Source organism: Nostoc sp. (genome assembly GCF_036917195.1).
Classification (GTDB): domain Bacteria; phylum Cyanobacteriota; class Cyanobacteriia; order Cyanobacteriales; family Nostocaceae; genus Nostoc.
In genome coordinates, this window is the sequence record NZ_JBALDG010000012.1 from 158,247 (window position 1) to 170,669 (window position 12,423).

General features: G+C 42.1%; 9 protein-coding genes. 5 read left to right on the top strand and 4 right to left on the bottom strand.

The window, feature by feature from the left end:
• The first annotated feature begins 150 nt into the window (after window positions 1-150).
• The 4 genes from V7K40_RS03945 (at window position 151) to cobO (ending at window position 4,978) form a co-directional block, all read left to right on the top strand.
• Window positions 151-1,419 carry a plasmid pRiA4b ORF-3 family protein gene (locus V7K40_RS03945; RefSeq protein ID WP_334956908.1) on the top strand — a complete coding sequence of 423 codons (1,269 nt, stop codon included), beginning with the start codon at window positions 151-153 and terminating at the stop codon, window positions 1,417-1,419.
• A gap of 191 nt (window positions 1,420-1,610) precedes the next feature.
• Window positions 1,611-2,507: an SDR family oxidoreductase gene (locus V7K40_RS03950; RefSeq protein ID WP_334956910.1), complete on the top strand. Its 897-nt coding sequence runs from the start codon at window positions 1,611-1,613 to the stop codon at window positions 2,505-2,507.
• Window positions 2,508-3,484: 977 nt separating this feature from the next.
• A complete protein-coding gene (locus V7K40_RS03955; protein WP_334956912.1) occupies window positions 3,485-3,940 on the top strand; it encodes a GFA family protein in 456 nt (151 codons plus the stop codon).
• 360 nt (window positions 3,941-4,300) lie between these two features.
• Window positions 4,301-4,978 carry a cob(I)yrinic acid a,c-diamide adenosyltransferase gene (gene cobO / locus V7K40_RS03960; protein WP_334956914.1) on the top strand — a complete coding sequence of 226 codons (678 nt, stop codon included), beginning with the start codon at window positions 4,301-4,303 and terminating at the stop codon, window positions 4,976-4,978.
• An 8-nt stretch (window positions 4,979-4,986) separates the two neighbouring features.
• Here cobO and V7K40_RS03965 read toward each other — a convergent pair whose 3' ends face one another.
• The 4 genes from V7K40_RS03965 to V7K40_RS03980 form a co-directional block, all read right to left on the bottom strand.
• Window positions 4,987-5,445: a hypothetical protein gene (locus V7K40_RS03965; RefSeq protein ID WP_334956916.1), complete on the bottom strand. Its 459-nt coding sequence runs from the start codon at window positions 5,443-5,445 to the stop codon at window positions 4,987-4,989.
• A gap of 473 nt (window positions 5,446-5,918) precedes the next feature.
• Complete coding sequence (locus V7K40_RS03970) at window positions 5,919-6,902, bottom strand: RNA polymerase sigma factor, RpoD/SigA family (RefSeq protein ID WP_273769467.1); 984 nt, start codon at window positions 6,900-6,902, stop codon at window positions 5,919-5,921.
• A 560-nt stretch (window positions 6,903-7,462) separates the two neighbouring features.
• Entirely contained in the window at window positions 7,463-9,193 is a 1,731-nt protein-coding gene (locus tag V7K40_RS03975; RefSeq protein WP_334956919.1) for an ATP-binding protein, read from the bottom strand.
• 436 nt (window positions 9,194-9,629) lie between these two features.
• On the bottom strand, window positions 9,630-10,424 hold the full coding sequence (locus V7K40_RS03980) for a glutathione S-transferase family protein (protein WP_334956921.1): 795 nt from the start codon (window positions 10,422-10,424) through the stop codon (window positions 9,630-9,632).
• Window positions 10,425-11,417: 993 nt separating this feature from the next.
• On the opposite strand from V7K40_RS03980, the gene V7K40_RS03985 reads away from it, so the two are divergent.
• Window positions 11,418-12,275, top strand: a complete 858-nt coding sequence (locus V7K40_RS03985) for a fasciclin domain-containing protein (protein WP_334956923.1) — start codon at window positions 11,418-11,420, stop codon at window positions 12,273-12,275.
• Window positions 12,276-12,423 lie beyond the last annotated feature (148 nt).

Below are 12,423 nucleotides of genomic sequence, written 5' to 3' on the forward strand. Positions count from 1 at the left end.
CACATCTCATTAAGCTTACGGTCTTGATAAAACCTACTGTGACACTTAGCGGGTCAAGGTTTATTAGGAGAACTTCTGTAGTCATAGTATAAAGAGAACAGGGTTTTACGGAAGGTTAAATTGTGAATTTAGAATTTAAAATTTTTATTTATGAAAGATATATTTGCGCGGCAAGAACGCACACTCAATCCTGAACTACCTTCCCTAACAGAGTTACAAAAACAACTCCTACAACAACTCAGTATTGATCAAAATCAACCCGGTACGATTCTGCATGACTTTCAAACTCTGATAGATTTCTTGCAACCAAATGGAGTGGAAGTTAGTAGTGTTAATAACCTTCTCCCACTGAAAGTACTATCAGAACTAAATTCTCAGTTAAGTCACCCAATTGAAACTAAACTCAAACGCCCTGTACAGAAATCATACCCCTACATTAATGGACTATATCTGTTATTACGCAGTTCTGGGATAGCCAAAATTAGATCCCAAGGTAAGAAGGAGGTTTTAATCTTAGACGCAGCCACTTTAGAATCATGGTCAAATCTCAACCCAACAGAACGCTATTTCAACTTATTAGAAGCCTGGTTGATTTGGGGAAATAACGAAATTTTGGGTGAGCATCAAGACTCATTCGGGAATTTATTTAGATGCATTCAACTTTGGCCTCACGTCCCAGATAGAGGTTTAAAATTTCCTAAATATGAAGATCAACATGATATTAATTATTACCCTGGTCTGCATAACGTTGCTCTGTTAGAGTTATTTGGATTGTTATCTATTAAGCATGGAAAACCACAAGAAGGCAAGGGGTGGGGCATTGCTAGTTTACAACGCTTGCCCTTTGGTGATGCTCTATTGCAATTCCTATTTCCGCTGGGGATACGAGGAGGATTACAGGATGATTTAAATGTAACTTTTGGAAAATTGCAGTCACATTTTCAACCATTTTTTGCAGAATGGAAATATAATTTATTTGTTCCAGAGCAAGGCTTCACTGATGGTATTTATATTTTTAAAGTGTCTATTTATCAGGCTTGGCGACGGATTGCCATACCAGCAAAAAAACCATTAAGCTGGCTAGCAGAGACAATTATCGATGCTTTTGACTTTGACTACGACCATTTATATGAGTTTAGTTATAAAGACCGTTTTGGTCGCATAATCAAAATCGGTCATCCTTATATGGAAACACCCCCATTTGCCGACCAAGTGCAGATTGGTGATTTGTCTCTAGAACCAGGTATTAAAATGACCTATCTTTATGATTTTGGTGACAACTGGAAATTTGATGTGCAGTTAGAAGCAATTAATCCACCTAATAACAAAATCAAAAAACCAAAGATTTTAGAAGTTCACGGAAATGCACCTCAACAGTATTGGAGTGAGGATGATGAATCGGATGAAAATGAAGAATGAGGGATTTGTAAGTAGTCGAACAGAATTAATTACACAATGTCCGAAGCGAATGTAGCGTTCGCAATGACGGTAAATATTTTTATCCATCTACATTATTTAAATTAGTACTATTGACAAAAGAGCCAGAGCGATTTAACCTCTATCCATTACAGACAGCACACCGTGGGACTAAGTAACTAGGGGAACAAAACATGCGTGTCTTCCTCACCCGCGCTACAGGCTTCATCGGCTCTGCCATCGTTCAGGAACTAATCGGCGCGGGCCATCAGGTGCTGGGCCTCGCTCGCTCAGATGCAACTGCCAAGTCGCTTGCCGCCGCTGGTGCCGAAGCGCATCGGGGTGCTCTCGACGACCTTGACAGCTTGAGGCGCGGAGCAGCTGCATCGGATGGTGTCATCCACACCGCCTTCGTTCACGACTTCTCGGACTATGCGGCCGCCGGCGAGACTGACAGGCTTGCGGTTGAGGCGCTCGGCTCGGCGCTCGTGGAATCTGGTCGCCCCTTAGTTATCACCTCCGGAACCGCAGTCCTGACGCCGGGCCGCCTCGGTACCGAAGACGATGCGCCCGATCCTAGCTCCGCCGCGGTGCCCCGCATCGCCTCGGAAGAGGTAGTGCTTGCGCTGGCATCGCAGGGCGTGCGCGCGTCGGTGGTGCGCCTCCCGGCGTCGGTACACGGCGACGGCGACCACGGCTTCGTTCCGGCCCTCATCGGCATCGCACGGGAAAAGGGCGTTTCGGCGTATGTGGGTGAGGGGCTTAACCGCTGGTCTGCGGTGCACCGGCTCAATGCGGCCCATCTCTTTAGGCTGGCGCTGGAGAAGGGTTCTGCGGGAGCCAGGTTTCACGGGGTCGCCGACGAGGGCGTGCCGGTCCGAGACATCGCTGAGGTAATCGGCCGACGCCTGAACGTGCCGTTCGTCGCCAAATCACCTGAGGAGGCAGCCGACCATTTTGGCTGGCTCGCGCACTTCCTTGTAATCGACAACCCGACCTCAAGCACGCGAACTCAGGAAGAGCTGGGATGGCGTCCAAACCAGCCTGCGCTAATTCCTGATCTCGACCGGGCGCACTATTTCGAAACCTAAAAAGAGAATCGGCGGCGCTTTTGCCCTGCTAGCTTACGGCCAAAATCGCCTGCTTGGATGCCACTTTGTAGTCAGACCCCGCCTGCGCCGCGAACGCATGGACGAAGCCCGATACGCACCTGATCTGCGGCGACTGCAAAGAGAAGCTGCGACCGGAGGAATCGGGGGAAGAATAATATGTCGTACGACACAAAACATTTGAAACTATCACTATACAAAAACCTGCATTTTTGTATATGCGATAATGAAACGTGATACTTGGCTTCTGACAAATTTATCCTGTATGCTTTCTACAAATGAAAAACCTTTAAAGCAATACAAGAGCATCGCAGAGGATTTTCTTTAATAAAAGCTAGTACTTACATGAAGCGAGCTATGTTCTTTGAAAGCGGTAATTTCATAACTAAAATTTTACAACTATGCTACGACTAATTTCGTGTCGCACTCAGGGCAACGATAATTATCATTGTGCGAAGCAAGGGTTGTAACTAAAATTGTAATAGAGCATTTAGGGCAGAAAATATGTCGGTATTTGCAATCATAACATTCTAATGCTGTAACTCTATAGTATTCTTCGCCTGCGAGACGCTTAATATCCTTTATAGTATCTGTTATCGTTTCGTCTAAATGTAGCAACCTGCAATACTAATTGCTCAAACCTGCAATCAAGACTTTTTTAAACCAGGATTATTTGTAACTATAATTGTGCTTCAGCCAAGAGTAATTGCTACTGTGACGTCAGTTTGCATACCTTTAACAAGCGGATTTTGCCCCTTATTAAGCCCTTTGCTTGTTTAAATTAAGATGGTAGTTGGATTTTTGCGCCTGCTGTACTAGTAAGTAGTCGATTTTACCCAAGTGAAGTTCAAGCGACATTGGAGAAGCTTATGAGTTAATTGTGTTTCCTACAACCAGCTTCAAGATTGAGATAGCTTTCGCTACAATCAAGCAATATCAAATGTAAGGAGATAAAACCTGTGAGTCTTCCATATACTGGAGGTTGTCAATGTGGGCAGATTCGTTACGAAATTCATGCCCAACCGTTAACCCTCTACCTATGCCACTGTAAGGAGTGTCAGAAACAATCCTCTAGTGCCTTTGGAATGTCTCTTACTGTTTCACGAGATGCTGTTGTGATTGTTCAAGGAAAACCGAAAGCTTGGACTCGGAAAAATGATAGCGGACGTGAAGTAAATAACCTGTTCTGTGGCGACTGCGGAACGCGATTGTTCCATGAACGGACTTACAACTCAAATACTATCAACGTCAAAGCCGGAACGTTAGATGATACAAGTTGGTTACGCCCAGTGGGTAACATCTGGACACGGAGTGCCCAATCATGGGTGATGATTTCAGACCAATTGCTCAACTATGATGGACAACCAGAGGATGTGCGCCCTTTATGGGAAAAATGGACACAACAGCATCCATAAACGCATAATTTCCGACATCAGACATCGTACCCCTGATAGTTAAGCTAACGCGCTCAGTTCGTAGTCTAACTGATGATTGTACCAAAGGAGAGAATAAGAAAATTCTATTGGTAAAGTGCTTTAATGAACATATGAAATTATTTAAAACAGTAATATTCAACTCGAATTATAAGTTCAGTTTGTATATCATTAGTTTTACATACCTGTCTGCAAATCATGTTAAAAAAACTAACATAGATCAAGATTTTTCTATAAAATATTACTGGAAAAATTAAATTATGCGATTTAGCTAGAATCAGATTTTAAATAGAATTCAAGTTCATTGTCGAGAGTTTTAACAGTTATTTCTAAACAAGGTTGATGAAAAACGATACACCAGAAGAATTAAACCAAGATCCAGAAATTGGGCGCTTGATTGATGAGGTAATGTCTTCATCTCTGACTGATGAACAGTACCGCAAAAAGATGCAGCGGCGTAAGGAAGTGCAGGATCAACGGATAGCACAAGCTGTACCAGAAAAAGGGTTAATTATTGTAAATACTGGTAACGGTAAGGGTAAAACTACTGCGGCTTTGGGGATGGTGTTACGATCGCTTGGTCACGGGTATAAAGTAGCGATCGTCCAATTTATCAAAGGAAGCTGGGAACCTTCTGAAAAAAGGGTTTTCAGCTATTGGGAAGACCAGTTAGAATTTCACGCAATGGGCGAAGGCTTTACCTGGGAAACTCAAGACCGCGATCGCGACCTCGATAAAGCTAGCGCTGCTTGGCAAAAATCATTAGAATATATTCGCAACCCAGACTTCCATTTGGTGTTGTTAGATGAAATTAATATTGCCCTCAAAATGGCTTATTTACCATTAGAGGACGTTTTAGCGGGTTTGGCAGAAAAACCAGCTAACAAGCACGTTATTCTCACAGGTAGAGGCGCACCAGCTGGTTTAATTGAGCGTGCTGACCTCGTAACCGAAATGACCCTAGTTAAGCACCCTTTCCGCGATCAAGGCGTTAAGGCGCAACCAGGAATTGAGTATTAAGTTGGAGATTATTTACACATTTGTAATGTGCGGCGATCGTTAGCTGTAATGGAATTTAACTGATAAAAGTCTTGCAAAGCCACCGAGTAAGGATAATTGCTGAACTCATCTTCACTGACTTGAGGCAGTCTACTGCTTGCAGCTACCTGATTCGACTGAGTAGAACTGGCTTCATTTGACGAACCATTAACCGTCATGGCCAACTCTCCTGACTGGTTGAGTGTACCCTGAAAACAATTAAACTCTGAGTCGGGCATATACAATGCACCAGTTACCTTGCCCTGCTGCTTTTCAAATATGATGTAACCTTGACCAACCTGGTTTGGTTTTGGGGATTGACCATAGAGATAAATCCCATCTTTTACAGGAAAATTCGCTTTTGGTAAAACTTCTGTGCCTTTTGTAGCTTCCTGAGAACCTGGAACCAATGCTGTGGTTGTAGGGAAGGTTTTTGGGCTCTTATGCATAAAAAAATCTCTCTCTCCAGCAGCCCCTTTTAATTGACTTCTCTGCTCTCTAACTTTTCTTAGCTGCGACAATAGAGAGGTTTGGGAGCTTTTCTGAATCTGAGCCGATGATAATGGCGAATCTCTAATCGGTATTACTTGAGTCTGCTTGCCTATAAAGCCCAAACCAAGAAGTAAGCCTAAGCCTGCTAGGGAAATTCCCCACTGACGGGGAGATAAGAACTGATAAAAGTTGTTAAGCACCCTACTTCTCCTGTTAAAAAACTAACTAAGTTCTCTATAACTTACTTAAATCATAACCAAGTTTTAATTGTCAAAGACTTTGTTAACGACTTATATTACTATTGTCCAAAAAATAAAACTGTCAAAAATTAAAGTTTTTATTTAATTAACTGCATAAAAAAATCGCCCCCTGAATTTAAGAGGCGCGTCACCAAGGTGGTGTAGAGACGCGAAATGCCGCGTCTCTAATTCTAGCTAGCAACGTATTCTTGGACATTGGCACGACGGCGACGCAGATGAGCCAAAGCCTGATGCTCTAACTGGCGCACACGTTCACGGCTGAGATTCAATCTCTCACCCACTTTCGCCAATGACATTTCATTACCATCTTCTAAACCAAAGCGTAGGGCTAAAACTTCTCGCTGTTGCGGGGTTAGTTCTGCTAGCAGGTTGTTCAAGTCTTGGCGTAAGAATTCCTGATTGGTGTAATACTCTGGCGATGGGCCGCCATCTTCGAGCATTTCTTGCAACTCAGTATCCTGGTTATCGCCAACTTTAACATCCAAAGACACAGGTTGACGCGCCATGTTCAAATATTCGCGGATCTGAGCAGGTTCTAGTTCCAGTTCTTTGGCAATTTCAGCTGGAGTGGGCGATCGCCCCAAGGTTTGAGCCAACTCACGCTGTACTTTCTTGATTTTATTCAGTTTTTCGGTAATGTGGATCGGTAATCGAATGGTGCGACCTTGTTGAGCGATCGCCCGAGTAATCGCTTGGCGAATCCACCAGTAAGCGTAAGTCGAGAACTTATAACCCCTCATTGGGTCAAATTTCTCCACACCCCGCTCTAATCCTAGTGTTCCTTCCTGGATTAAATCCAGAAACTCCATATTCCGCTTTTGGTACTTCTTGGCAATAGCAACGACCAAGCGCAAATTCGCTTCGATCATTTTTTGCTTCGCCCGCTTACCTTGCGCCACCGTTTGTTGTACCTCGGTTTCCGATTCTTGAACCTGGTCAGCCCACTCTGACATATTCGGTTCGCGGTGCAGCTTCTTCGCCAAAGCTTCCTTGGCGTCGATGAACTTCATCATTTGTTGCACCTGCTTCCCATAGACAATTTCTTGTTCACGGGTTAGCAGTGGTACACGCCCAATTTCCCGCAGATAGGTTCGCACCATATCAGCCGTGAATTTGGTGTTAAGATTTTCCGTTTGGGTGTTGACAGTAGGCATTCGTGTGTTATCCTCTACTCCGTAAACACAATGTATGTTTTTCTACTAAAATTAATGGAGAAAGGTAGTACATCTATCACGAAATATCGGGAGCTACCAAAAGCAATTATCAATCGATACAGCCGTTGTTAAGACGGCAAGCCCCCAATGATAGGTTCCCCTACCTCCCCTAAATTTTCAATCTCTTATAATAAGCACGCTAGTCGTTTTTGAGAATTCTTCTTTTGGGCAGTTACTGATAGTAACTGGAAAATCCGAAGTCGGTATGAGTTTTACTTACCTTTATAATACGATAAATCAGGTAGATAGTAAAGTATCTTAAGATAAAGCGTCTAATTATAATTCAAAAGCAGTCGTTTGCGAAAATAAATTTTAAAGTTCCTTGAAATTACTTACTACATCTATAGTGACGCCAAAAACTCCTCTTCTGTTGCCAAACAGTAGCCGGATAACCGAACTTAATTGGCTGTGAGGATGGAGGGATGTTACGAATTGGGGCATTGGGCATTGCAAGAGAATAACTCAAGACTAATGACCAATAAGCAGTGACAAATAACTATCTAGAATCCCAGGTCAGCTTTGGCTAGTTCAGCAGCGGCAAATACTTCTGCATCAGGTTTTTCTTCCCAGGCTGGCTCACCAATTTCTTCGTAAAAAGTTGCGTCGTATGGACGGGTACGCACTACTACCGGCATCGGAACGGCATGACCCAAAATTAAGGCTTGTTGCTTAGAGTCTAACTTTGCCAACACCGATCGCAGTCCGCTACCACCAGATACACCTGTAAAAATTGCCTCAATATCTTTTTCATCATTAAGCAAAGCAGTAATGCGAGTCCCAATTTGGGACATAACTTCATTATCTATTCCTGATGGGCGTTGATCAACTACCAAAAGTGTGACAAAATACTTTCGCAGTTCACGGGCGATAGTTCCAAAAATCGTGCTTTGTACTACTGCTGGGTCAAGGAAACGGTGCGCCTCTTCAATGGTAATCATCAATGGCGTCGGGCGATCGCAAGGATTTTTGCTTTGCAGGAATTTATCTGCTTTTTTGACGTAATGCTCGTGAATCCGTCGGGTGATCATATTCGTCACCAACATATAAGAGAGCATATTTGACTGGGAACCAAATTCTATCACAACATTCTTCCCAGATTCCAGGCATTGCACAATTTTACTAATGTAATTCTGGGGGCAAACTGCTCGCATATACTTCAAACTATCCATCCGCAAGAGTTTGCGCTGCAATGCCATAATCGAGCCTTTGTGTCCGCGCTTCTCGTCGCAGAACATCTCAATTTCTTCGTTAGTCATATTTAGCAACTGGACAATCCAGGATTTGCCAAACTCGCTATATAGAATATTGGCGTTATCCAAGGCTGCATCAGAGAGTCCTAAATCTCGACTACATAACTTAATATCTTCAACTTCTATTTGCTCGTAGCTCAAATAAAGTTCTTGAGCATCACGCACACCCCGACGCTTTGTTGATTCCGGGTCGAGGGTGTAGACTTCCACCTTACTGGGAAAAAGTTGTTTTAGACCCTTAACAGTATTTACGTTCTTACCTTCTGCAACGGCTTCCCAGCCATACTCAGAGTGCATATCAAAAATCAAATTTACTGCCGCACTTTTACGGATGACACCAGCTAAAAGTAGCCGTGTCAGAAAGGATTTACCAGTACCAGATTTGCCAAAAACCCCATTACTGCGTTCTACAAGGCGATTCAAATCGATGCAAACTGGCACATCCATATCCAAAGGTTTGCCGATGGAAAAATTGCGCCTTTGCGGGTCATCTTCCCAACCAAATACGCGGCGAAAATCGTCAACACTTGCTTCGTAAACTTGACTAAAGTGGCTAGGAATAGTTTTAACAGGCAACAATTCTATAGTAGTACTGGTTTGTGGCACAAATGAAGCCAAACCCGTCACCGATGGAAGAAAGGGATTTACCGATTTGCCATTTGTGGGGGAGAAAGATTCTTCAGTTTCGGGAGTGAACATCAACATCGGCGCAAGGTTGATAGTACCGTATGTACCACTTCCGGCTAAAACATCTCGTAAAAAAGTGTCTTCCCAATTGGGTGGATTAGCAATAATTCGTGCATTAGCAGCTCCCAATGCTACATCTGTCAGCATACAAAAAAAGCGCGATCGCATCCCTTGCACAACGAGAAACTTACCCACCCGCATATCTTCCACAGAAATGTCAGGATGCAATCGTACTTCTAAACCTTCAGTTAGAGAACCTTGAATAACCGAACCTAATGGCTGTACCGAATTCATCTAGTTAATTACATGATTGTGGTGCGCTATCTTATGTTGAATTTTAATTGGATAGGGCAAAAGTTGCGAATAAATTAAAACTCATTCAATTTTAGATTTTAGATTTTTCCTTCAATCCCTTCTCCCTTGGCGTTAGCCTCTCCCAAAGGGAGAAGGGGAGACGCTGCGCGAACGGCTTGGTGCAGTCACTCATGGGGAGCCACTGCGGTGGACGGGTTAAGAGGCATAAAGGAGGCAGTGTGCTCTTGGGGTTTCGCGACTTGTACCCCTACGGAAATCTTGCTAGCAAGAGCGTCTCCCTAAGAAAAAGACTGCGCTGCTTCACCAAAATCCAAGTTGCGCTTCTAGGGCACCAAAGGTGCGACCTAAAATCTAAAATTGGCAGAGTTTGGAGTGCTAAGTGTGAGGGAATAACTAATGCCCAATGCCCAATTACTTAATCAATCTGAATCGAAGTTGGCGCACTTCCTGTTGGTGGAGTGGTAATGATTAATGGTTTGCGGAATTGGGCGTAAAGGCGATCGCGCCAGGTGAAAAATGGTTCATAATCTATATTCTCTGCAAAGATTGGCAATCCTTTACCTCTAATAGAAGCTGGTAAATCCAGATAGGGCCCAGAGGGGAACTTGAGCAATATTGATAAGCTAGCTACTGCCAAGTCAGCTAAAGTCGGCTCATCTCCTGTTAAATAAGGACTATCTGCCAATAATAACGTTACCGCTTCCAAGTCTTGTTTTAAGGATGCGATCCCTGACTGGATTACATCTGGGCTATAACCTACCCCAACACCCAACAATGCCAGGAAGTCACTAGGTACTCCTTGAACCAGACTTTTAAATATATCTGGTGTTGAGGTGGGTAATAAAGACTTGCGGAAATTTTGATCTTGACTTAGTGCAGCAAATAGTGCTTTGCGACCTTTGATACCTATGGACTCATCAGCCCATTCTTCTATTAATAAAGTTAAACCCCGTTTTTTGGGATCTTGCGGTATTACTGGGCGATCGGGATACTCTAAGTCTAAATACTTAGCTATTTTCGTAGAATCCGCAATATATTTATTACGATCCTTTAATACTGGGACTTGTTTCTGACCAGTCAGCCGGAACAGTTCTACTTGTCCAATTCCAGGTGTAACCTCTATTTTGCGGTAATCTAGTCCTTTAAAATCTAGAATTAGGCGCACTTTCTCTGAGTATTGAGAGAGTTCCCATTGGTATAATTCAAGCATATTGTATACCTTGTAACTGGTCAACTTTTTAACTTTACAATTGTAATTGTATCTTTAGTTAAAGTAATTTTTCTTGACATTAGAACTAAACTTATAAGTAGTTACGCAAAATTATTTATGTGATTGCGAGTGAAAAATGTATATTTAATTTTGTACTACTTACCTGATTTTAGGCAAGATTATTGATTTCAAAAATATTATTTTCTGAATGATTAAAATATCAAATAATTAAATAATTTAATTTGGCATATATAAATCAACCTAACCGCTTAATCGTGATCCCAATTTCATGTGAAGATGCATTGGATATCTATACTCACAACTCTTGCTCTACAAAGATTTTATAATTTGATATTTTGTACAAGCTCACAAAGAATTGATATGAGTCTTCAGCAGTTACTTTAATTTCCGTCACTGTTAGCCTACGTTAAAATATCTAGTACACTATGGCTATGGCGGAAGTTTGCCTAGCTTTAACAAGGGATTTTGCCCTAAGTCTTTTTAATTGAGATGGTAGCTGAATTTGAAGCCAAGCTGTACTAGGTACTTAATTTATGTACTTTTGCTGAGTAATTAATGATTAATTTCGACATTATAGCCTTATCCCATAAAGAATTCCGGATTTTTGAATCAAGCATTAACTTGCATACAACTTTGTATATAATTTTGCTTTTAAGTAGACTATTTCTCAGAGGATGTTGTAACTCATAACTTGTAAATATGATATTTTTCTATGTTATTAGAGTTTACGCTACATCAAGTAAGGCTTTTTAACTCCTTTTGGTGTAATGGAGAAAATCTGCTCAATTTACATCAAATATATGGTAAGTATATTTAGTACTTGTCAAGCGTGAGTCAAGGTTGGATATTTAACCTAATCAACACAAACTCTCCCGGATAAAAATCTTACTTCCCTCTCAAGTTAGATTTTGTGCATAGTAAAATGTTATAAATCTTTATGTAATGTATAGACAAAAAAGACAAACAAAATTTATGAAGACGAATTACAGCAAATTGCTGACCGCGTTGACAGGCATAGCAGGATTCACTAGTTTCAGCCTTGTTATTACTTTACCATCTGATGCAAAATTGGCGCTAAATCTTAACCCTAGTATTTTCAACGAAGCTCCATATAACCAGGACCAACGCCTTCAAATAACCGCTCAATACACACCTGCTGAGGCTGCTTCCAAAATAGAGAAAGGCAATACTAAACGCAAACAAGTAGCGCAGACAAGTGGTGTAACAAATCCCAGACCAAGTATTTTCAACGAGCCTCCTTATAACCGTGGTGGTAACGCTACACCTAGTGAACCTACACCCCGCACCCCACGCACTATCCCAGAAACTCAACCTACCACACCACCAACACAAGTACCATCTACTGAGACACCTACTCCAACTCCACCAGGGCCAGGGGCAAGTGACAATCAAGGCAAAAACTTGTTAGCGTTGGCAGAGTCAAACGCTTCTTTTACCACCTTAACCAAGGCTTTGAAAGCAGCAGGATTGACCGGAGCTTTGCAAGGCAAAGATAACTTAACTATTTTTGCACCTACTGATGCAGCTTTTGCTAAGTTGCCAGCAGATGCCTTGCAAGAATTGTTAAAGCCAGGTAACAAAGAAGTATTGATGAAAATTTTAACTTACCATGTAGTACCTGGTAAGATATTGTCCACTGATTTAAAGTCTGGCGAAGTTAAAAGCCTTGAAGGCGGCACAATCAACGTTAAGGTTGATCCTGCTACTGGTGTAACTGTCAATGATGCTAAAGTGACACAGGCAGATATCACAGGCACTAACGGTGTAATCCACGCAATTGATCAGGTGATTTTGCCTCCTGACTTGTAATTTTTAAGTACAAGTACAGCTAGTAACAAAAATATGCTTGCATAAAGTATTAATACGTAAAAATTCCGTTCAGATATTCATTTTGGACGGTTTTTTTGTAAGAAAGGTGAGTTAAATTGGTAACCCTGCCTACCTAACTTTTCACTGA